This window comes from Pseudoxanthomonas sp. LjRoot127 (genome assembly GCF_964253495.1).
In the GTDB taxonomy this organism is placed as follows: domain Bacteria; phylum Pseudomonadota; class Gammaproteobacteria; order Xanthomonadales; family Xanthomonadaceae; genus Pseudoxanthomonas_A.
In genome coordinates, this window is sequence record NZ_CAXUQR020000001.1 from 3,267,047 (window position 1) to 3,286,693 (window position 19,647).

Below are 19,647 nucleotides of genomic sequence, written 5' to 3' on the forward strand. Positions count from 1 at the left end.
CGGGGCGTGGCAAGCCCGCCTGAAAGTGAGTATTGTCACGCCAAGGGGGCAGGCCTGCGCGTACGGCGCGGGCGCTGCAGAATCGCTTCAACCATCATTGTTTTGGGGAAATCCGCGTGTCCAATGCCATCCGCTTCCTGGAGTCCATGGGTGCTGCCGCTTCGTCGCAGGCGACGTCCGACTATCTGGCCGCCGTCGCCGCCCTCGATGTCGAGGCCGACCAGCGTGCCGCGTTGCGCGATCGCGACGTCGCATCGCTGACCCGGCTGCTGGACGCCCGGCCGGCCATGTTCTGCATGATCCTCGCCCCGGATGAGGGCAAGGAAGACGAGTCGCGTGAAGACGCGGACGATCAGACGGGTGGGGAAGAGGACCCGGCTGAAAAGGAGTAACCTCGGCGGCCAGCGGGCTCCGGTGGCGGCAGTCGGTCGGGAGACTAGGGATGATGCTCGGGAAAGGACGTACCTATTGGCTGGCGTGTGCGCTGGCATGCGCGTTCGTCGCACCGGCGCAGGCCCAGATGGCGCCGGGCATCGATGCGCTGATCGAGCAGGCGGAGACGATCAAGACCTCCCAGCCGGCCCGCTTCTACGAGGTGCTGGATCGGCTCGAAAAGCGCGTCGAGGAAGCCACCCCGGAGCAGCGTCTCAAGCTGCGGCTGCTCAGGGCGCATGGATTCCTGATGAAGGGCAAGTCGGAGCCCGCGATACGGGAGCTCCGCCAGATCCAGCAGGAGACGCAGGACCCGGAGATGCTGTTCTGGACCGGATCGCTGCTGGTCAATACCTATGCGTTGACCCGCAAGTTCGAGCAGGGGCTGACCACGCTCAACGACATCCTGCCGCTGGCCACCAAGGTGGAGAAGAAGGATGTACGTCACCGCGGGCTGCTCGTCGCCGGGCTGCTGTACAACCAGGTCGGCGAGTACACCCTCGGTGAGCAGTATGCGCAGCAGGTGCTGTCGGATGCACCGGATGGGCGCAACAGGTGCGCGGCCGGCAACCTGGTGGCCGAGGCCGCGCTGGGGTTGAAGAAGTCACCCTCGGAAGAGGCGATCTTCAGCACCATCAAGACGTGCGAGGAGCAGAAGGAGCCGATCCTGGGCGGCCTTACCCGCACCTACCTGGCCCGCAAATGGGTCGAGGATGGAAAGGTCGACCAGGCGATCGAGCTCCTCGAACGCTATCTGCCCGCTGTCACCGCGACCGGCTATCCGCTGGTCATCAGCGAATACCACGCGATGCTCGCCAGCATGTATTTGAAGCTGGGCGACATGCGCACCGCCAAGTCGCATGCGAACGAAGCCGTGGAGCGTGGTGCGGGCATGACCTCGCTGCCGCTGGTCGTGGCGTACAAGACCTTGTACGAGATCGCGGAAAGGCAGGGCGATTCGGCAGGCGCGCTCGTGCGCTACCGGCAGTATGCCGATGCCGACAAGGCGTACCTCAACGACGTTAAGACGCGCCAGCTGGCCTACCAGATCGTGCGCCAGCAGATTCTCCAGAAGACGCAGCAGATCAGCATGCTCGACCAGGAAAACCAGGTGCTGCAGCTGCAGCGCAAGGTCGACCAGCAGGCCGCGCAGAACACCCGGCTGATCGTCATCCTGCTGGTGCTGCTGATTGCGTCGATCGGCTACTGGGCTTTCAAGATCAAGCGGGTGCAACTGTCGCTGAAGAAGATGGCGGAAACGGACGCGCTGACCGGCATCTGCAATCGCCACCACTTCACCCTGCGCGCCGAGCGCGCCCTGGCCGAGTGCGCGCGCAATGGCGAGCAGGCGGCGCTGATCATGTTCGACCTGGACCATTTCAAGAACATCAACGACCGCTTCGGCCATGGCACCGGCGACTGGGCGCTGAAGGAAGTGGCCGAGGCCAGCAAGGGTTTCTGTCGGCGCATCGATGTGCTCGGCCGTCTCGGGGGCGAAGAGTTCGCGATCCTCATGTATGGCTGCGACCTGCGCGCCGCCGCGCGGGTGGCGGAAGACTGCCGCGTGCGGCTCGCCCAGATCGAGACTCGCGAGACCGGCCACGTCTTCGCCATCACCGGCAGCTTCGGGGTGACGTCGAGCCAGCACTCCGGCTACAGCCTGGCCAAGCTGCTGTCGCATGCGGACAAGCAGCTGTATCGCGCCAAGCACAATGGGCGCAACCGCGTGTGCGTGTACGACAGCGAGCAGGACAACGTCCGCGCCAGCAATGTGCTCGAACTGCCCCAGCGCGACCGCGCCGAACACCTGGGAAGCTGAGGGCTTCGCTCAGGGCAGGTCGACGGCCGCCTGCAGGCCATCGTCGACGGCCATCTGGTTGCGGCCGCGGCTCTTGGCCTGGTATAGCGCGCGGTCGGCGGCCTCCAGCCAGGTGCGCAATCCTGTTGCCGTCGCCTTGGCCAGGCCCAGGCTGACCGTGGGCTGCAGCCCGGGCGCGCTCTGCACGTTCAACGCCTGCACGCCCTCGCGGATGCGCTGCGCCACGATGCCCGCGGCCGCCACGTCGGTACCCCTCAGCAGCACCGCGAATTCGTCCCCGCCGAGCCGTCCCGCCGCATCCTGCTGGCGGATGCTGTGGCGGATGACCTCCGCCGTCGCTCTCAACACGTCATCGCCCGCGGCGTGGCCGTGGCGGTCGTTGATGGCCTTGAAATGATCGATGTCGATCATCAGCAGGGTGGCGGGCTCGCCGGTCGCGGCGCACTGGTCCAGCAACAATGCGGCCTGTTCCTGCCAGTAGCGGCGGCTGTCCAGCGCAGTCAGGGTGTCGCGCCGGCTCAGTTCGTCCAGCTGGCGGTTCTGCCGCTTCACCTTGCGCACGAGGTGGTAGCTGGCCTGGCTGACCGCGATGGAATGGATCATCAGCATGGGAAGGCAGGCGACCATGACCGCCATGCTCGTCATCGGCTGCATCTCGAAGCCCGTGGCCGCCCCCACCGCCACGGCGCCGGCTGCCATCAGCGGCAGCGACCAGTACCACAAGCGGTCGATGCCGGTGCTGATCTTGTCGACGGTGGTAAGCGTGACGAGCATGACGCTGGGCAGCAGGTTGAAGGCCATCAGCGGCACCCACATGCCGGCCAGGATCGAGTCCACCAGCAGGTTGCGGATCTCGCCCCGGAACGGCTCCGGATGGCGCAGCGCCAGCCACAAGGCGAGCTGCGGCCACACGACGGTGGTGAACAGAAGGAACGCCCATGCCCCCGGACCCGCCTGGTTCTCCAGCAGTACCATGCCCGTCGGCAACGCGGCCAGCCCCATGCCGAGCGTGCGGAGGCGATGGATCCGGCGCGGCAGACGTTGGGTATGGCGCGCCGGATCGGTGCCCGGCGGCGGCGTGGTGGACGGCATTGGCGCGTGAGTTCCCTTGCTCGTGGCGACCATGCCCCGGTGGCGGGGACAGGTCGAGTGTAGGCCAAAGCGTGATGGCGGGCACGCTGCGGAGCCATGCCTGTAGAGCGGCGGCGCCCGCGGATTCTTGAGTGGCTGGACGATAATCCGGCGTCGACGCTCACTGCGATGCCCCGATGTCCCGTCTCGCCTCCACCCTCGACCCACGCATTCCTGCGGGACGTGTCCGCCTGGCTGCGATGGCCGCGATGGCCGCCGCCCTCGGCTTCCTCCTGGTCGCGGGATCGTTGCAGATGGTGCGTGGCGATCTGGACTGGCAGCGCGCAACGCTGAGCCAGTACCTGCTCGGTCCCTGGGGACTGCTGCTGCGTAGCCTCTATTGCACGCTGGCGGTGGCCATCGTGGTGCTGGCGTGGGCGCTGCATGCGCAGTTGTCGGCGACGGCGCGCAGCGCGGCACCGCTGCTGCTGTTCAGCACGGGCGCCTTCGCGCTGGCGGGCGTGGCGATAGGCGATTCGTGGTTGCCGCAGGTCGCGCCGGACTTCCACGCCTGGTTCCATCACACCTGCGCGATCACCGCGTTCCTGTGCGTCACCACCGGGATGCTGCTGCAGGCGTGGCGTTTCCGGCTGGACGCTCGTTGGCGCCGCCATTTTCCGGTGGCGGCTGCATGGTCGAGCGCCTGCTATGCGCTGCTTTGGCTGCACGCACTGTGGCCGCCGGCCGGGCAGGGGTGGGTACAGAAGCTGCTGATCGCACTGATCGTCGCGGCGATGTGGCTGGCGGGCTCGTGGCTCTGGCGGATGCAGCCCGGTGCGGGGGCCGCTTCGCGACGCTAAGCTGCAGCCTCACGACGGAGGAAACCCCATGATCCAGCGGTTCGATGTAGGCCCGCGGCTGTCCGAGATGGCCATCCACAATGGCGTGGTGTACCTGGCCGGGCAGGTCGCCGAGGACGCGACACAGGAGATCGCCGGACAGACCCAGCAGGTACTCGGCGAGATCGATGCATTGCTGGCCCGCGCAGGCACGGACAAGACGAAGATCCTGCGTGCCGAGATCTTCATCAAGGACCTGCAGGATTTCGAAGCGATGAACCGCGTGTGGGATGCATGGGTGCCGGAAGGCAATGCGCCGCCGCGCGCGACCGTGCAGGCCACCCTGGCGCGTCCCGCATGGCTGATCGAGATCGTGGTGACGGCGGCCCTCTGACCGATGGCGAAGCGCAATCCGCCACCTTGGCAGCGTCCCGCACCGATACGACGCGGTGGCCCCTCGACGCTGAGCCCGGCCCAGGTGGAAGAGGCGCGCGCCCGTGCCGTAGCCGCGGGCCGCCGGTATCCCAACCTGATCGACAACATGCACGTGGCCGCCAAGGCCAGGCGTGTGTCCGGCGTCGGCGAAACGGCGCGCGACGAAGCAGAGTGAACGTGGAAGCCGCGTGAGGACCAGCATGCACATCGCGCCGTAAATGTCTGTAATAAAACTGCTTTGAAACGCTAACCGGGCCTCAACAATCCATCGCGTATCGTGCGCCCCACGTTCCGCAGCCGCTGCGGCACGCACTTCCCGGGTGCGCGCCGCAGCCCCTGCGGACGACCACTCAGGCGCTGCGGTTCGCCAGCCAGTCGACCACTCCCAGCGCGGCGTGGCGACCGCTGGCGAAGCACGCCGTCAGCAGGTAGCCGCCCGTGGGGGCTTCCCAATCGAGCATTTCGCCGGCCACGAACACGCCGGGCAGGTCGCTCAGCATCAGGCGCCCGTCCACCGCGTCCAGCCCCACGCCGCCGGCACTGCTGATGGCCTCGGCGATCGGGCGGGGACGCTGCAGGCGGAAGGGGAAACGCTTCAGCGTCGCGGCGATCTTCGCGGGATCGGACAACGCAGCCTTGTCGAGCACTTCGTACAGCAGTGCCGCACGCACGCCACTCACGCCCGCTTCGCGACGCAGGTGCTCGCTCAGGCTGCGCGAACCGCGTGGCTTCGCCAGCCGGCGCACAAGATCGCGTTCCTCACGCCCCGGCAGCAGGTCCAGCACCAGCGTGGCCTCGCCGTCGCGTGCGAGGGCGTCGCGCAGCATCGGCGACAGCGCGTAGACCAGGCTGCCCTCGATGCCGGTGGCGGTGATGACGCATTCGCCCTGGCGCTGCTGCGGCGTGCCGTCGGCGTCATGCCAATGCGCGACGACGGGCTTGAGGGGCGCGCCGGCGAAGCGCGTCGCCAGGTGTTCGCTCCAGTCGATGTCGAAGCCGCAGTTCGATGGCTGCAAGGGCGCGACGTGGATGCCCTTGTCTTTCAGCGGCGCCACCCAGGCACCATCGGACCCCAGCTCCGGCCAGCTGCCGCCGCCCATGGCCAGCAACGCAGCATCGGCGCGCATGGCGACTTCGCCGTCGGGAGCGGCGAAGCGAAGCGCGCCCGCATCGTCCCAGCCCAGCCAGCGATGTTGTACGTGGAACCGCACGCCCTGTTCGCGCAGTCGTCGCACCCAGCCGCGCAGCAGGGGTGCGGCTTTCAGATCGGACGGGAACACGCGACCTGACGTGCCGACGAATGTCTCCACGCCCAATCCGCTCGCCCATGTACGCAAGGCATCTGCATCGAAGTCGCGGAGCCATGCGGCGACCTCACGCGTGCGCGTGCCGTAGCGCGTGACGAACACCTCGAACGGATCCGAGTGGGTCAGGTTCATGCCGCCCTTGCCGGCGATCAGGAACTTCCTTCCCACCGAGCCCTTCGCGTCGTACAGGTCGACCTGCAGCCCCGCGGCGCGCAGCGTTTCGGCGGCCATCAGGCCTGCCGGCCCGCCGCCGATGACGGCGACGGTGTGCGGGAGGGGTGGGGCATCGCTACGGGGTGAAGGCATCCGCATAGTATGCCGTGCCCGGACAGCACTCCCGGCGGATGCACGGCCTGCGGTATCGTCGTGCGCAACACGTGAAGGGGATCTGCCGATGTCGATGTCGCCTGCGGTCGCGCGCCGCGCGCTCTTGCTGCTCTGCCTTGCCGCGCCGGTGGCGCTCGCCGGGGCGCCATCGCCGCCGCCCGAGCTGCAGGATATCGATGCCTACGTCGAATCGGTGCGCAAGGCGTTCGATGTACCGGGCATCGCGGTGGCGGTGGTGAAGGACGGCGAGGTGGTGCTGGCGAAAGGCTGGGGCGAGCGCGAGCTCGGCAAACCGGCCAAGGTCGACGCGCACACGATGTTCGCCATCGCCTCGAACACGAAAGCGTTCACCTCGGCCTCGCTGTCCATGCTGGCCGACGAAGGCAAACTCTCCCTGGAAGACCGCGTGATCGACCACCTGCCATGGTTCCGCATGGCCGATCCTTATGTCACCCGCGAGATGCGCATCCGCGACCTGCTGGTTCACCGCAGCGGGCTGGGACTGGGTGCGGGCGACCTGCTGTACTGGCCCACCACCACCTACAGCAACCGCGAAGTGGCCGAGCGCCTGCGCGATGTGCCGTTGAGCGGCGGGTTCCGCGAACGCTATGCCTACGACAACATCCTCTACGGTGTGGCCCAGCTGGTGGTGGAGCAGGCCAGCGGCCAGTCCTACGCCCAGTTCCTGCGCACGCGTTTCTTCCAGCCGCTGGGCATGCGCGAGACGCGCTACAACAGCGATGCACTGAAGCCGGGCGACAATGTCGCCACCGGCCACGCCATGGCCGACTTCACCACGCTGCAGCCGGCGCCGCGGATGACGTGGCGCAATGTCGCCGGCGCAGGCGGAATCTATGCCAGCGTGAACGACATGGCGAAATGGATGAACGCCCAGCTCGCCGGCGGCACCTATCGGGATGCGCACGGGCGCGAGCATGCGCTGTTCACGCCGGAGCGCCAGAAGGCGATGTGGTCGCTGGTCACGCCGATCCCGATCACGGAACCCAAGGTGGAAGCACTGAAGGCCGCCAGACCGAATTTCTTGGGCTACGGGGAAGGCTGGATGGTCTCCGATTTCCAGGGCCGCAAGCTGGTGTGGCATACCGGCGGCTGGCCGGGCATGGTGTCGCGCGTGACGCTGGTGCCGGAGCGCAAGCTCGGTGTCGTGGTACTGACGAACCAGGAGGTGGGTGCGGCCTTCAATGCCGTGACGCTGAAGGTACTGGACGCCTACCTTGCGGACAGCGGCACCGACTGGCTGGCCGCCTACCAGGCGCAGGTGGCGCAGGCCAAGGGCAACGCCGACGAACACTGGCAGAAACTGCAGGCCGCGCGCGACGCCATGTCGAAGCCCTCGCTGCCGCTTGCGAAGTACGCCGGCACGCTGCGCGACCCGTGGTATGGCGATGTCATCGTGGCCCAGGAAGGCGAGCGCCTGGTGCTGCGCTTCAGCCGCACGCCGGAACTGGTCGGCGACCTGCAGCACTGGCAGCACGACACCTTCGTGGTGCGCTGGCGAGAACGCTGGCTCAACGCCGACGCCTTCCTGACGTATTCGCTGAAACCCGACGGCGGCATCCGCGAGGCGCGGATGGAAGCGATCTCGCCGCTGACCGATTTCAGTTTCGACTTCCACGACCTGCGGCTGGCGCCGGTGGAGTAGCGAACGGCGGGGATGGCAGATGGTGGGAGCGACGTAAGTCGCGATGGATGCATCTCAGCGCGCCGGTCGACAGACGTCGGGCATCCTTTTTGCGGAAGAGGTCCGCCTCCTCACCTGTCGGAAACTCGCGAGTTGCGTCGCTCCCACGAGTGCCGTCGCTCCTGCATGACCCACACCCTCACTCGTGTGGCTTCACGTCCAGCAGTTCCACGTCGAACACCAGCGAAGCGTTCGGCGGAATGACGCCGCCGGCACCGCTGCTGCCGTAGGCGAGGTCGCCCGGGATCTTCAGCGTGCGCTTGCCGCCGACTTTCATGCCGGCCACCCCGTCGTCCCAGCCCCGGATGACCTGGCCGGCGCCCAGCAGGAAGGTGAAGGGCTCGCCGCGGTCGACCGAGCTGTCGAACTTCATGCCGCGCTGCTGCGGCGCCGTCTCGTCGTACAACCAGCCGGTGTAGTGCACGGTGACGTCGCTGCCGCGGGTGGCGATGGGGCCACTGCCTGCCTGCGTGTCGATGCGTTGCAGGTCGGCCACGCTGCCGCCAGGCGGCGGGCCGGCAGGCGTACAGGCAGCGAGCAGGGTCAGCGAGAAGGCGAGCAGCAGGGAGCGCATGAGTCGTCCGGATGAGAGGGGTGTGCAGGGTACCGCACGCCGGTGCGCCCGACGTCGACCCGCTAGACTGTCCCGATGGCCAAACTGTTCCTCAATCTGCGCAACGTGCCCGTAGACGAAGCCGACGACGTGCGCCAACTGCTGCGCGCCAACGCGATCGACTTCTACGAAACCCCGCCCAGCCCGTGGGGTATCTCCGCCGGCGGCCTGTGGATCGACGATGCGGACCAGCTGGTGCGCGCGAAGACACTGATGGCGGGCTATCAGGCGAAGCGTCGCGAGCACGCACGGTCCGAACGCGCCACCGCCGAGCGCGAAGGGCGCGCCGAGACGATCGCCGGGCTGCTGCGCGATCGGCCGCTGTACGTCGTCGGCATCCTGGCCGCGATGCTCTTCATCGTCGCGGTGACGCTGGCATTGCCCTGGTTGCTGCTCTGACGCCGGCGCGGCTTGCCCGGTCTGAGTTCAATACCAAGGATCAGAACAGCCGCTGCAGGGCCTCGAGCATCGTGCTCCAGCCCTGCTGCGTGCGGTCGGCATAGTCGGCCCAGGCGCGCGGAAGGGTATGGGTCAGGCGCAGCTCGCAGCCGACGGGCGTCGGCGTGAGCACGATATCGACCCGGCTGCCGTCCTGATCGGCCTCGCCGGCGATGGTCCAGGTGAACGACAGCCGGTGCGGCCGATCGATGACGAGATACTCGCCGACGTGGTCGATGCGTTCGCCGTCGCGCTCGACCAGCATCGAGAAGCGACCACCAACGCGCGCATCCACGTCCAGGCGCAGCAGTTTCTCCTCGCGAATGTCAGGACCCATCATCCACTGGCCCAGCAGGCGCGGCGTCAGCCACGCGTCGAAAACACGTTCGGCAGAGGCCGTGAATGCGCGTTGCACGGTGACATCGACCGTGCCTGGGGCGGAAGGGGTCATGGCTGTTCCCGGGTAGGCGTGGCGGAAGGTGGGGTGTCCGCTTGCAGGACGGTATCGAGCGCGTCGAGGCGGGCGGTCCAGAACTGCGCGTACTCGCGCAACCACGCCTCGCCATCGGCCAGCGCCTGGGGTTGCAGGTGGCACAGGTGGGTGCGGCCCCGGATCTGGCGCGTGACCAGTCCGGCGCGCTCCAGGACCTTGATGTGCTTGGACGCCGCCGCCAGCGAGATCCGGAACGGTGCCGCCAGTTCGCCCACGCTGCGGGCCTGCCCCCGCAGGCTGCGCAACATCCGGCGGCGCGTGCCATCCGCCAGGGCGTGGAAGACGGCATCGAGTTGCTGGGCATCATGTTCAACCATATGGTTGAGTATTGGCTCGACCATCACCGACTGTCAACCATCTGGTTGAATAAAGGGGAAAGGCCGACGGGCGGTAAAATCGCGACATGGTCACCAACATCGCCGCCTATCACTTCACGCCCATCGACGCGCCCGAGATATTCGCGGCCACGCTGCGCATGCGTGCCGAAACGCTGTCGCTGCGCGGGTCGGTCCTGGTGGCGGGCGAAGGGTTGAACCTGTTCCTGGCCGGCGAGGCCGACGCCATCGCCGCTTTCCTCGCACCGCTGCACGAGGACGCGCGCTTCGCCGGCCTGCGCGTGAAGTACAGCTACAGCCGCCGGGCTCCCTTCGCCCGCCTCAAGGTCAAGGTGAAGCCGGAAATCATCAGCTTCCGCCGTCCCGGCACGACCCCGGAGAGCGCTCGCGCGCCGGTCGTCGAACCGCGCACGCTGGCGCGCTGGCTGGAGCAGGGCCACGACGACACGGGACGCCGCGTGGTGATGCTGGACACGCGCAACGCACAGGAGACCGAACACGGCACCTTCGCCGGCGCGCTGACGCTGCCGATCGACAAGTTCACCGATCTTCCGGCCGCATTGGCGCCGCATCGCGATGCACTGAAGGACGCTACCGTCGTCAGCTTCTGCACCGGCGGCATCCGCTGCGAGAAGGCGGCCTTGTGGATGCAGGCCGATGGCATGGACAACGTCCTGCAGCTCGACGACGGTATCCTCGGCTACTTCGAGCAGGTCGGCGGTTTCGGTTATGAGGGTGCCTGCTTCGTGTTCGACGAGCGTGTAGCGCTGTGGCCAGACCTGACGCCGCAGATGGACGCGCCTGCGGACGCCGCATGAGCGGCCTGGACGCGCTGCGCTTCGACAATCGCTTCGTCCGCGAGCTGCCGGGGGACCCGGAACAGGGATACCGGCGTCGCGAGGTTCGAGGCGCGGTGTGGTCGCCGGCCCAGCCCACGCCCGTTGCCGCGCCGACGCTGCTGGCGCATTCGCCCGATGTCGCGGCGCTGCTGGATCTGGAAGAGGCGGATGTCGCGTCCCACGCCTTCGCGCAGGTGTTCGGCGGCAATGCCTTGTTGCCGGGCATGCAGCCTTACGCCGGCAACTACGGCGGCCACCAGTTCGGCCAGTGGGCGGGCCAGCTCGGCGACGGCCGCGCCATCACCCTGGGCGAAGTGGTCAATGCGCGGGGTGAACGCTGGGAGCTGCAGCTGAAAGGTGCAGGACCCACCCCCTACTCGCGCACCGCCGACGGGCGCGCGGTGCTCCGCTCGTCCATCCGCGAGTTCCTGTGCAGCGAGGCCATGCACCATCTCGGCGTACCGACGACACGCGCCCTGAGCCTGGTCGGTACCGGCGAACAGGTGGTGCGCGACATGTTCTACGACGGTCATCCGAAAGCGGAACCCGGCGCGATCGCCTGCCGCGTGGCGCCGTCGTTCCTGCGCTTCGGCCATTACCAGTTGCCGTCCTCGCGCGGCGAAACCGATCTCCTGCGCGCGCTCGTGGAATTCACCCTCCGCCGCGATTTTCCCCGTCTGTCGGGCGAAGGCGAGGCGTTGTATGCCGCGTGGTTCGCCGAGGTCTGCGAACGCACGGCGGTGATGGTGGCGCACTGGATGCGCGTGGGATTCGTCCATGGGGTGATGAACACGGACAACATGTCGGTGCTTGGCCTGACCATCGACTACGGCCCCTACGGCTGGGTCGATGACTATGATCCGGACTGGACGCCGAACACCACCGATGCGCAGGGCCGTCGCTACCGCTTCGGCTGGCAGCCGCGCGTGGCGGGCTGGAACCTCACCCGGTTCGCCCATGCACTCTCGCCCCTGTTCGAAGGCGTGGACGCGTTGCAGGACGGTCTGCAGGCCTTTGCCGACACCCATGCGGCCGAGGAACGCGAGACCGTAGCGCGCAAGCTGGGCCTGGCGGCATGTCGCGACGGCGATCTCGAGCATATGCAGGCCCTGCAGGCGTTGTTGCAGCAGGGCGAGGTCGACATGACCCTGTTCTTCCGTGCACTGATCGATGCGGACCTGGGCGATGTCTCGCTGGCCTCGTTCGACGACGCCTTCTACGACGCCGGCAAGCGCGAACGCGTGGCGCCGGCGCTCCGCGATTGGCTGGCAGCGCACGCGCGCCGGCTCGACGATGATCCGCTCGATCCAGCTACCCGCCGCGAGCGCATGCGCCTGGCCAACCCCCGCTACGTGCTGCGGAATTACCTGGCGCAGCAGGCGATCGAGGCGGCCGAAGGCGGCGACCTGTCCGGGGTACACGATCTGCTGGCCGTCATGCGCCGGCCCTACGACGACCAGCCCGGCCGCGAGCGATTCGCGCAGCGCCGGCCGGACTGGGCACGCGACCGTGCGGGATGTTCGATGCTGTCGTGTAGTTCATAGGGCGTGATGACAGGTGTGGGAGCGACGTGAGTCGCGATCGCTTTCCCTGCTCCGTCATCGCGACTCACGTCGCTTCCACAACGGCATATGCCGCGAGGTAGGATGGCGGACCCCACGCGGAGCGCTGGCGCATGCTCACCGTCCACCACCTCAACAACTCCCGTTCCCAGCGCGTGCTCTGGCTGCTCGAGGAACTGGGCCTGGATTACGCCGTGGTGCGCTACCAGCGCGACCCGAAGACGATGCTGGCGCCACCGGAATTGAAGAAGGTGCATCCATTGGGCAAATCCCCGGTGGTCGTGGATGGCGAGCACGTGCTGGCCGAGTCCGGTGCGGTGCTCGAATACCTGGTGGAACGTTACGACGCCGCGCGCCGGTTCGCGCCGTCGCCCGGCACCGCCGAGCACCTGCGCTATCGCTACTGGCTGCACTATGCCGAAGGCTCGGCGATGCCGCCGATGCTGCTGAGCCTGGTGTTCTCGCGCCTGAAGAGAGCCCCCATGCCGTTCTTCGCACGGCCGGTGGCACGCGGCATCGCCGACAAGGCGATGAGGACCTTCGTCGGGCCCCAGGTGAAGCTGCACCTGGATTACATGAACGCCGAACTGGGCAAGGCCACGTGGTTCGCGGGCGATCAGTTCAGTGCGGCCGACATCCAGATGAGTTTCCCGGTGGAAGCGGCGGCCGTGCGCGCCGGACTCGATGCTTACCCGAACCTCGCCGGCTTCCAGCAGCGCATCCATTCGCGACCCGCTTACCAGCGTGCTCTGGCCCAGGGCGGCCCGTTCGACCTGATGGGCTGAGCGGGATACAGCATCCCGCACGCGGCGGTGGAATCCGTCGCCGCGGATCCCCATGACGATGTCATCGTCATCGCAAGGCCGTTCCATGACCCCGTATTCGCTCCTCGATCTCGCCCCCGTCTGCGAGGGCAGCGACACCACGCTGGCGTTCGTCCACATGCGCGACCTGGCGCAGCACGCCGAGCGCTGGGGCTACACCCGCTACTGGCTGGCCGAGCACCACAACATGCCGGGCATCGCCAGCGCCGCGACCGCCGTGTTGATCGGTCACGTCGCCGGTGCGACGTCGACGATCCGCGTCGGTTCCGGCGGCATCATGCTGCCGAACCATTCACCGCTGCAGGTGGCCGAGCAGTTCGGCACGCTCGCGTCGCTGTATCCGGGCCGCATCGACCTCGGCCTGGGTCGCGCACCGGGCACCGACCAGGCGACCGCACGCGCCTTGCGGCGCTACTTCGACAGTGCCGAGCAGTTCCCGCAGGACGTGCAGGAAGTGCTGCGCTACTTCGAGCCGGCACAGGACGGGCAGGCCGTGCGTGCCGTGCCGGGTGCGGGGCTCGAGGTGCCCGTGTGGCTGCTCGGTTCCAGCCTGTTCGGCGCGCAACTCGCGGCCGCGCTGGGCTTGCCCTATGCGTTCGCATCGCATTTCGCGCCCGACGCGATGGACCAGGCGCTCTTGCTGTACCACCGCGATTTCCGTCCCTCGAAGCGTCTGGCCAAGCCGCACGCGATGCTCGCCCTGAACGTCGTGGCCGCCGAGACGGACGAGGAAGCGCGCTACCTGTTCACCACCCAGCAGCAGGCCTTCGTCAACCTGCGTCGCGGCCGTGCGGGACGGGTGCCGCCGCCGATCGACGACATCGAGGCCTTCTGGGAGCCGCACGAAAAGGCCGGCGTCGCGCAGGCGCTGGCGTGCGCGGTCGTCGGCAGCCGCGATACCGTGCGCAAGGGCATCGCCGACTTCATCCAGCGGCATCGCCCGGATGAGCTGATGCTGACCGCCAACATCTTCGACCACGGCAAGCGCCTGCGTTCGTTTGAGATCGCCGCCGACGTCATGTCGTAGCGTGCGCCACGCGCACGACCGCAACGATGAGGGCCATCGCAGTCGTGCCCGCAGCGCACGCTACATGGTGCCCCGCTGGATGAAGGGCACGCGCTCGTAGAGCCTGCGCTCGCCGCCACGCGGATCGTCCTGCAGGGACGATTCGTCGTCGAACACCATGGTCTGCCGCTGTGGCAGGGTGTATGGACGCCATGCGGGGATGCCCGCATGGTTCGGGTCGCCGTGGCGGGCGAGGGCGATCAACGCATCGCTCATGCGCGCCGCCATGGCGCGGGCGCGGGCGTCGGTCCCTGTCTTCGATCCTTCTTTCGCGATGTTGTCGAACACCAGCGGAATGTCGAGCGTGTGGAACGCGCGCAGCTTTCCACCGTCTGCCGGCGAACGCCAGTCGAGTTGGTAGACCCACGCCGGCGATCCCTGTCGCGCGCGCGCTTCGGCCTCGACGATGGCGCCGCGCCATGAGCGCCCGGCGGTGGTCGCCGCGAAGAAGACCTCCGACGGCGTGTAGTCCGGATACAGGCGCCGGTATTCGGCGATCACCACGTCCGGTGACACATCCACGAACTGCTGCTCGCAGAGCTTCTGCGGGAGCTGTTCCCAGGTCAGGCTGAAGTTCGCCGGATCGTTGCCCAGGAAGGCGCGCGTCTCGTCGCGCGTATTGCCGATGACCATCGGGATGCCGGCGGACTGCGCGGGCGCATCGGGGTAGAACGGATGCCGCGGAAGCTGGTGCGTATCCAGCACAGGGCCGAAGTAGAGCGCGGTGTCCTCCACGCGCGACGGGTCGCGCACCCGCGTGGCGTCCAGAAGGCGTGCCATCGGCATCGTCAGCAGGCGATCCACATCGCGAGGGCCCAGGCCCAGTTCGGCCATGAACAGCGCCGTGCGCTGCGCGGCGGCGCGCGGGCCGGCCGCGGTGACCTGCTGGCCGCTCATCGTCATGGCCTTGTGGAACAGGCGATCGGCCTCCGGCATGGCCATCAGCGTGGCGATCTTGGCGCCGCCGCCGGACTGGCCGAACACGGTGACGTTGTCGGCATCGCCACCGAATGCATGTGCGTGCTCGCGGACCCAGCGCAGCGCGTCGATCAGATCGAGCTGCCCGACGTTGCCCGACTCCCGCACGCGCTCGTCGCCGCTTTCGCCCAGATACAGGTAGCCGAACGCGTTGAGCCGATGATTGATGGTGACGACGACGACGTCGCCACGACGGCAGAGGTTCGCGCCGTCGTAGAGCGGATGCGAGCCTGAGCCGTTGTTGTAGCCACCGCCATGGATGTAGACCAGTATCGGGCGCTTCCCGCCATCGCGCAGAGCCGGCGTGTAGACGTTCAGGAACAGGCACTCTTCGCTGACCGGTTGCCCGTCGGCGTCACCGCGCTGCGGAGCCGAGGCGCCGAAGCGGGAGGCATCCCGCACGCCCGTCCAGCCGGTCTCGCGCAGGGCGCGCTGGAAGCGTTGGCGGTTGGTGTCGCCGGCGTAAGGAATGCCGCGGAACACCTGGACGCCGCGGTCGGTGGTCCCTGCAACGCGGCCACTGCGTGTCGTGGCGACGGGTTGGCGCTGCGCGCTGGCGCCGAAGGGCAACGTCGAGGCCAGCAGGGCCAGCCCGGACGTGCCGGCGACCTGCGCCAGGAACTGCCGACGGGAAGGAGGAGGGGAGGCCGCCATGGAAATCTTATGATGACACCGGTTTCCAAAGGCTAACAAACCGCTCCCGGACAGAAACGCCGCACTGCGTCAGACGGCCGTGCCCGCAGCATGGCCCGATGCCCACGCCCACTGGAAGTTGTAGCCGCCCAGCCAGCCGGTGACATCCAGCACTTCGCCGACGAAGAACAGGCCGGGCACACGCTTGGACATCATCGTGCTGCTGGAGACGCCGTCGGTGTCCACGCCCCCGAGGGTCACTTCGGCCGTGCGATAGCCCTCGGTTCCGCTGGCGACCAGCGGCCAGTCGGCGATCAGGGCGGCGGCCTCTTTCAGCTGGGGAGCGTTGAACTGCTTCATAGGGCGGTTGGGCAGCCAGACCTCGCACAGGCGCTGCGCGAAACGACGTGGCAACGCGTCGGACAGGACGGTCTTCAGTTCGGCGTCCGGCCGCTGGTGCTGTTGCGCCTGCAGCCATGCCAGCGTGTCGCGGTCCGGCAGCAGGTCCAGGCGCAGGTCGTCGCCCGGCTGCCAGTACGAGGAGATCTGCAGGATCGACGGGCCGCTGACGCCGCGGTGGGTCAGCAGCATGAAGTTGCGGAAGCGCGCCTTGCCGCAGCGTGCCTCGACCGGGAACGACACGCCGCTCAGGTCGGCCAGGCGCTCCTGGTGCTTGCCGCTCAGCGTTAGCGGCACCAAGCCGGCGCGCGTAGGCAGCACGTCGTGGCCGAACCGGCGCGCAAGATCGTAGCCGAAACCGGTCGCGCCCATGCTCGGGATGGACAGTCCGCCGGTGGCCACCACCAGCGACGGCGCGGCCACGCGCCCCAGCGGGGTGTCCAGGCGGAACACGCCGTCCGTCTGTTCGACGTTACCGACACTGCAGCCCGTCTCGATATGCACGCCGGCGGCCAGGCATTCGTCCACCAGCAGCTTCACGATCAGCTTGGACGAGACGTCGCAGAACAGCTGCCCGAGTTCCTTCTCGTGGTAGGCGATGCGGTGTTGCTCGACCAGTGCGATGAAATCGCCCGGCGTGTAGCGCGCCAGCGCCGACTTGCAGAAGTGCGGATTGGCGGAAAGGAAGTTGGCCGGCGTGGTGCCGGTATTGGTGAAGTTGCAGCGCCCGCCGCCGGACATCAGGATCTTCTTGCCGACCTTGTTGGCGTGTTCGATCACCAGCACGCGCAGGCCGCGCCGGCCGGCGGTCAAGGCGGCCATCAGGCCGGCCGCACCGCCTCCGACCACCAGTACGTCGTGGGTGGGTGCCATGCGGTCAGGCGGCCCGCGCGAGACCCGCCTGGCGGACGGTCGGCGTGATGGCGACCACCTGGTCGTCGGTCATCCATTGTATCTCGCCGTCCTGGATCATCACGTTGAAGCGCATGCTGCGGACCATGAGCGCCGTGATGGCAGCCACCGACTCGGGCGCGATGTCCAGCACGGTCAGGTTGCGGTGACGGGCCAGCAATGCCGCATTCCTGTCCCACCACAGGTCGGCGGCGCGCCCCCCGTAATTGACCACGATGACCTCGTGGGCCCGCCCGCACGCCTTGCGGATACGCGATTCGTCGGGCTGGCCCAGGTCGATCCACTGTTCGATCAACCCCGTGTAGTCCTTGCGCCACAGGTCGGGCTCTTCCTCGTTGCTGAGGCCCTTGCCGAATTCCAGGCGGTCCTGCGCCATCAGGGCGAAGGCGATCAGCCGGACCATCAGCCGCTCATCGGTTTCGGACGGGTGCTGCGCCAGGGTCAGGTTGTGGGTGCCGTAGTAGTGGCGGTCCATGTCGCTGATCTGCAGTTCGGCTTTGACGACGGTGGACTTGAGCGCCATGGCAGGGGTTCGGAAAACGGGGCGCAATGATACGCCGGCGGCGGAGCCTGCCCGCCGTCGGCTGCAATCGGTTAAAGCCTGCCGGGAAAGAGCCCTGTTCAGCTTTCTTGCAAAAGGGATTCGCTTTTACATGAAAAGCCCGGTAGAGTGCGCGGCACTGTGCTTGCCAGGGTCACCGTGAATCGTGAGCCTGATGCGGTAGATACATCTGCTACATCTTCCCGCTTTACCAACGCCTGCAAACCCAGTCCCGTCCCGGTCATATGCCGGGGTTGTGGTCCTTTCATCCATGTTTCAGGAGTTAGTAAAGATGTCTGATCGTCAGACCGGTACCGTCAAGTGGTTCAACGACGCCAAGGGCTTCGGCTTCATCACCCCGCAGAGCGGCCCCGACCTGTTCGTGCACTTCCGCTCGATCCAGGGCAATGGCTTCAAGTCGCTGAAGGAAGGCCAGTCGGTCTCCTTCGTCGCCGTGCAGGGCCAGAAGGGCATGCAGGCCGACCAGGTGCAGCCGCTGTAATCCAGCGCTGAACCCGATGGTTCAAGAAGACGCCGGTGCGCAAGCGCCGGCGTTTTTGTTTGTGGGCAGGAATTCGCACGATCCGTAGGACCACCCCATGGGTGCGATGCTGTTGCCTTGTGATCCTGAAAAAAGCATCGCGCCCATGGGGCGCTCCTACAGGGCTGCAGGGTGTCAGAGCTTGCGCACGCGGAAGCTGCGGCCCTTGATCTTGCCGGCGTTGAGCCGCGACAGCGCGGCGGCGGCCTTGTCGCGTGCGACCGCCACATAGGTACGCGTCGGGAAGACGTTGATCTTGCCGATGGCAGACGCCGACAGGCCCGCATCGCCGGTCAGTGCGCCCAGTACATCGCCCGGCCGCAGCTTGTCGGTCTTGCCGGCGTCGATCCGCAGCGTGGTCATCGCGGCCGGAGGCGCAGTGTTGGCCTTGGGGGCGGGCGGTGCGTTGCGGTCCCACAGCAGTGGAGCGCCGAGCCGTTCCTCGATGACCGCTGCGCGTGGCAGCTCGCGCGGTGTGCACAGGCTGATCGCCAGGCCATCGCGTCCGGCACGGCCGGTGCGGCCGATGCGGTGCACATAGGTGTCCGCGTCGCTGGGCATGTCGTAATTGACCACCAGCGCCAGGTCCTCGATGTCCAGGCCGCGCGCAGCGACGTCGCTGGCGACCAGCACGTTGCAGCTGCGGTTGGCGAAGCGCACCAGCACCTCGTCGCGGTCGCGCTGCTCCATGTCGCCGTGCAGGGCGAGTGCGGAGAAGCCGAAGTGCTGCAATGAGATCGCGACTTCGTCCACGTCCTTGCGCATGTTGCAGAAGACCACCCCGGACTCGACGCGATGCTGCGCGAGCAGTCCCGCCAGCGTGGTCTGCTTGCGCGCGGGATCGACCTGCAGGAAACGCTGCTCGATCACCGACTGCGCCTGCGGTGCGTCCACCGTCACTTCGAGGGGGTCGCGCAGCGTGTTGCGGGCGATGTCGCGGATGGCGTCGGTGAAGGTGGCCGAGAAAAGCAGGCTCTGGCGGTCCTTCGGGGTCTTGCCGGTGATCTCGCGGATGGGCTCCTCGAATCCCATGTCGAGCATGCGGTCGGCTTCGTCGAGCACCAAGGTGCGCACGCCGCCCAGATGCAGCGCTTTCTTGCGCAGCAGTTCCTGGATGCGCCCGGGCGTGCCGACCACCACCTGCGGGTCGTGCGCCTCCAGCGAGCGCAACTGGGGTTCGAGCGGCATGCCGCCGCACAGCGTCAGCACTTTCAGGTTGGGAAGTCCGACCGCGAGTTTGCGCAGTTGCTGCGCGACCTGGTCGGCCAGTTCGCGCGTCGGGCACAGCACCAATGCCTGGGTGCGCACGGTGGCGATATCCAGCCGGTGCAGCAGCCCCAGGCCGAACGCGGCGGTCTTGCCGCTGCCGGTCGGCGCCTGCGCGATGACGTCGCGGCCGTCGAGGATGGCAGGCAGGCTGCGGGCCTGGATCGGGGTGGGCTGGGTGTAGCCGAGCGCCTGGACGCCCTGCTGCAGGCCGGGCGGCAGCGGAAGAGAGGTGAAATCGAGCATGCCGCATTTTCGCAGATAGCGGCGATCAC

21 protein-coding genes are annotated in these 19,647 nt (G+C 67.6%); 12 read left to right on the forward strand and 9 right to left on the reverse strand.

The features are described 5' to 3' along the window. Positions 1-116 precede the first annotated feature (116 nt). A complete protein-coding gene (locus ACSQ19_RS15355; protein ID WP_296278258.1) occupies positions 117-392 on the forward strand; it encodes a hypothetical protein in 276 nt (91 codons plus the stop codon). Between the two features lie 50 nt (positions 393-442). Further along, positions 443-2,251 carry a tetratricopeptide repeat-containing diguanylate cyclase gene (locus ACSQ19_RS15360; protein WP_435998152.1) on the forward strand — a complete coding sequence of 603 codons (1,809 nt, stop codon included), beginning with the start codon at positions 443-445 and terminating at the stop codon, positions 2,249-2,251. A 9-nt stretch (positions 2,252-2,260) separates the two neighbouring features. Here ACSQ19_RS15360 and ACSQ19_RS15365 read toward each other — a convergent pair whose 3' ends face one another. After that, positions 2,261-3,343 (reverse strand): diguanylate cyclase, encoded by a 1,083-nt coding sequence (locus ACSQ19_RS15365; RefSeq protein WP_435998154.1) that lies wholly within the window; start codon positions 3,341-3,343, stop codon positions 2,261-2,263. Positions 3,344-3,519: 176 nt separating this feature from the next. On the opposite strand from ACSQ19_RS15365, the gene ACSQ19_RS15370 reads away from it, so the two are divergent. From ACSQ19_RS15370 to ACSQ19_RS15380, 3 genes are read left to right on the forward strand one after another with little or no spacing between them, the layout of a single operon-like run. Next, positions 3,520-4,182: a DUF998 domain-containing protein gene (locus tag ACSQ19_RS15370; protein WP_299342298.1), complete on the forward strand. Its 663-nt coding sequence runs from the start codon at positions 3,520-3,522 to the stop codon at positions 4,180-4,182. Between the two features lie 28 nt (positions 4,183-4,210). Then, complete coding sequence (locus tag ACSQ19_RS15375) at positions 4,211-4,555, forward strand: RidA family protein (RefSeq protein ID WP_435998157.1); 345 nt, start codon at positions 4,211-4,213, stop codon at positions 4,553-4,555. Positions 4,556-4,558: 3 nt separating this feature from the next. Next, complete coding sequence (locus ACSQ19_RS15380; RefSeq protein WP_299342302.1) at positions 4,559-4,771, forward strand: hypothetical protein; 213 nt, start codon at positions 4,559-4,561, stop codon at positions 4,769-4,771. Between the two features lie 175 nt (positions 4,772-4,946). Here ACSQ19_RS15380 and ACSQ19_RS15385 read toward each other — a convergent pair whose 3' ends face one another. Further along, entirely contained in the window at positions 4,947-6,209 is a 1,263-nt protein-coding gene (locus ACSQ19_RS15385; protein ID WP_435998159.1) for a TIGR03862 family flavoprotein, read from the reverse strand. A gap of 88 nt (positions 6,210-6,297) precedes the next feature. Here ACSQ19_RS15385 and ACSQ19_RS15390 point away from each other — a divergent pair, with 88 nt between their 5' ends. After that, positions 6,298-7,893 (forward strand): serine hydrolase, encoded by a 1,596-nt coding sequence (locus ACSQ19_RS15390; RefSeq protein ID WP_435998161.1) that lies wholly within the window; start codon positions 6,298-6,300, stop codon positions 7,891-7,893. Positions 7,894-8,071: 178 nt separating this feature from the next. Here ACSQ19_RS15390 and ACSQ19_RS15395 read toward each other — a convergent pair whose 3' ends face one another. Next, complete coding sequence (locus ACSQ19_RS15395) at positions 8,072-8,506, reverse strand: FKBP-type peptidyl-prolyl cis-trans isomerase (RefSeq protein WP_435998163.1); 435 nt, start codon at positions 8,504-8,506, stop codon at positions 8,072-8,074. A 75-nt stretch (positions 8,507-8,581) separates the two neighbouring features. On the opposite strand from ACSQ19_RS15395, the gene ACSQ19_RS15400 reads away from it, so the two are divergent. Continuing rightward, complete coding sequence (locus tag ACSQ19_RS15400) at positions 8,582-8,944, forward strand: DUF6164 family protein (RefSeq protein WP_435998165.1); 363 nt, start codon at positions 8,582-8,584, stop codon at positions 8,942-8,944. Between the two features lie 40 nt (positions 8,945-8,984). Here ACSQ19_RS15400 and ACSQ19_RS15405 read toward each other — a convergent pair whose 3' ends face one another. Both ACSQ19_RS15405 and ACSQ19_RS15410 read right to left on the reverse strand, forming a co-directional pair. Further along, the gene (locus ACSQ19_RS15405; RefSeq protein ID WP_435998167.1) at positions 8,985-9,434 is read right to left on the reverse strand and encodes an SRPBCC family protein; all 450 of its coding nucleotides are present in this window, start codon (positions 9,432-9,434) and stop codon (positions 8,985-8,987) included. After that, positions 9,431-9,793: an ArsR/SmtB family transcription factor gene (locus ACSQ19_RS15410; protein WP_299342313.1), complete on the reverse strand. Its 363-nt coding sequence runs from the start codon at positions 9,791-9,793 to the stop codon at positions 9,431-9,433. The genes ACSQ19_RS15405 and ACSQ19_RS15410 overlap by 4 nt, the downstream gene beginning before the upstream one ends. Positions 9,794-9,879: 86 nt before the next feature. Between ACSQ19_RS15410 and ACSQ19_RS15415 the strand changes: the two genes are divergently transcribed. The 4 genes from ACSQ19_RS15415 (at position 9,880) to ACSQ19_RS15430 (ending at position 14,063) form a co-directional block, all read left to right on the forward strand. Then, entirely contained in the window at positions 9,880-10,629 is a 750-nt protein-coding gene (locus tag ACSQ19_RS15415; protein ID WP_435998169.1) for a sulfurtransferase, read from the forward strand. A gap of 5 nt (positions 10,630-10,634) precedes the next feature. Next, positions 10,635-12,194 (forward strand): protein adenylyltransferase SelO, encoded by a 1,560-nt coding sequence (locus tag ACSQ19_RS15420; protein WP_436001001.1) that lies wholly within the window; start codon positions 10,635-10,637, stop codon positions 12,192-12,194. Between the two features lie 131 nt (positions 12,195-12,325). Then, on the forward strand, positions 12,326-12,997 hold the full coding sequence (locus ACSQ19_RS15425) for a glutathione S-transferase (RefSeq protein WP_435998171.1): 672 nt from the start codon (positions 12,326-12,328) through the stop codon (positions 12,995-12,997). Positions 12,998-13,082: 85 nt separating this feature from the next. Further along, positions 13,083-14,063, forward strand: a complete 981-nt coding sequence (locus ACSQ19_RS15430; protein WP_435998173.1) for an LLM class flavin-dependent oxidoreductase — start codon at positions 13,083-13,085, stop codon at positions 14,061-14,063. A 60-nt stretch (positions 14,064-14,123) separates the two neighbouring features. Here the strand turns inward: ACSQ19_RS15430 and ACSQ19_RS15435 are convergent, their stop codons facing one another. From ACSQ19_RS15435 to ACSQ19_RS15445, 3 genes are all read right to left on the reverse strand, one after another. Then, the gene (locus ACSQ19_RS15435; RefSeq protein WP_435998175.1) at positions 14,124-15,734 is read right to left on the reverse strand and encodes a carboxylesterase/lipase family protein; all 1,611 of its coding nucleotides are present in this window, start codon (positions 15,732-15,734) and stop codon (positions 14,124-14,126) included. 69 nt (positions 15,735-15,803) lie between these two features. After that, on the reverse strand, positions 15,804-16,985 hold the full coding sequence (locus tag ACSQ19_RS15440; protein ID WP_435998177.1) for an NAD(P)/FAD-dependent oxidoreductase: 1,182 nt from the start codon (positions 16,983-16,985) through the stop codon (positions 15,804-15,806). A gap of 4 nt (positions 16,986-16,989) precedes the next feature. Further along, positions 16,990-17,547: a YaeQ family protein gene (locus ACSQ19_RS15445; RefSeq protein WP_435998179.1), complete on the reverse strand. Its 558-nt coding sequence runs from the start codon at positions 17,545-17,547 to the stop codon at positions 16,990-16,992. Between the two features lie 310 nt (positions 17,548-17,857). Here ACSQ19_RS15445 and ACSQ19_RS15450 point away from each other — a divergent pair, with 310 nt between their 5' ends. Next, complete coding sequence (locus tag ACSQ19_RS15450; RefSeq protein WP_296278241.1) at positions 17,858-18,067, forward strand: cold-shock protein; 210 nt, start codon at positions 17,858-17,860, stop codon at positions 18,065-18,067. A gap of 174 nt (positions 18,068-18,241) precedes the next feature. On the opposite strand, the gene dbpA is transcribed toward ACSQ19_RS15450, so the two are convergent. Beyond that, positions 18,242-19,618: an ATP-dependent RNA helicase DbpA gene (gene dbpA / locus ACSQ19_RS15455; RefSeq protein ID WP_435998182.1), complete on the reverse strand. Its 1,377-nt coding sequence runs from the start codon at positions 19,616-19,618 to the stop codon at positions 18,242-18,244. Positions 19,619-19,647 lie beyond the last annotated feature (29 nt).

Excerpts from the sequence above, each read along its gene's own strand:
- ACSQ19_RS15360 (WP_435998152.1), top strand. The coding sequence starts at position 443 with ATGATGCTCGGGAAAGGACGTACCTATTGGCTGGCGTGTGCGCTGGCA.
- ACSQ19_RS15365 (WP_435998154.1), bottom strand. The coding sequence starts at position 3,343 with ATGCCGTCCACCACGCCGCCGCCGGGCACCGATCCGGCGCGCCATACC.
- ACSQ19_RS15370 (WP_299342298.1), top strand. The coding sequence starts at position 3,520 with ATGTCCCGTCTCGCCTCCACCCTCGACCCACGCATTCCTGCGGGACGT.
- ACSQ19_RS15375 (WP_435998157.1), top strand. The coding sequence starts at position 4,211 with ATGATCCAGCGGTTCGATGTAGGCCCGCGGCTGTCCGAGATGGCCATC.
- ACSQ19_RS15380 (WP_299342302.1), top strand. The coding sequence starts at position 4,559 with ATGGCGAAGCGCAATCCGCCACCTTGGCAGCGTCCCGCACCGATACGA.
- ACSQ19_RS15385 (WP_435998159.1), bottom strand. The coding sequence starts at position 6,209 with ATGCCTTCACCCCGTAGCGATGCCCCACCCCTCCCGCACACCGTCGCC.
- ACSQ19_RS15390 (WP_435998161.1), top strand. The coding sequence starts at position 6,298 with ATGTCGATGTCGCCTGCGGTCGCGCGCCGCGCGCTCTTGCTGCTCTGC.
- ACSQ19_RS15395 (WP_435998163.1), bottom strand. The coding sequence starts at position 8,506 with ATGCGCTCCCTGCTGCTCGCCTTCTCGCTGACCCTGCTCGCTGCCTGT.
- ACSQ19_RS15400 (WP_435998165.1), top strand. The coding sequence starts at position 8,582 with ATGGCCAAACTGTTCCTCAATCTGCGCAACGTGCCCGTAGACGAAGCC.
- ACSQ19_RS15405 (WP_435998167.1), bottom strand. The coding sequence starts at position 9,434 with ATGACCCCTTCCGCCCCAGGCACGGTCGATGTCACCGTGCAACGCGCA.
- ACSQ19_RS15410 (WP_299342313.1), bottom strand. The coding sequence starts at position 9,793 with ATGGTTGAACATGATGCCCAGCAACTCGATGCCGTCTTCCACGCCCTG.
- ACSQ19_RS15415 (WP_435998169.1), top strand. The coding sequence starts at position 9,880 with ATGGTCACCAACATCGCCGCCTATCACTTCACGCCCATCGACGCGCCC.
- ACSQ19_RS15425 (WP_435998171.1), top strand. The coding sequence starts at position 12,326 with ATGCTCACCGTCCACCACCTCAACAACTCCCGTTCCCAGCGCGTGCTC.
- ACSQ19_RS15430 (WP_435998173.1), top strand. The coding sequence starts at position 13,083 with ATGACCCCGTATTCGCTCCTCGATCTCGCCCCCGTCTGCGAGGGCAGC.
- ACSQ19_RS15435 (WP_435998175.1), bottom strand. The coding sequence starts at position 15,734 with ATGGCGGCCTCCCCTCCTCCTTCCCGTCGGCAGTTCCTGGCGCAGGTC.
- ACSQ19_RS15440 (WP_435998177.1), bottom strand. The coding sequence starts at position 16,985 with ATGGCACCCACCCACGACGTACTGGTGGTCGGAGGCGGTGCGGCCGGC.
- ACSQ19_RS15445 (WP_435998179.1), bottom strand. The coding sequence starts at position 17,547 with ATGGCGCTCAAGTCCACCGTCGTCAAAGCCGAACTGCAGATCAGCGAC.
- ACSQ19_RS15450 (WP_296278241.1), top strand. The coding sequence starts at position 17,858 with ATGTCTGATCGTCAGACCGGTACCGTCAAGTGGTTCAACGACGCCAAG.
- dbpA (WP_435998182.1), bottom strand. The coding sequence starts at position 19,618 with ATGCTCGATTTCACCTCTCTTCCGCTGCCGCCCGGCCTGCAGCAGGGC.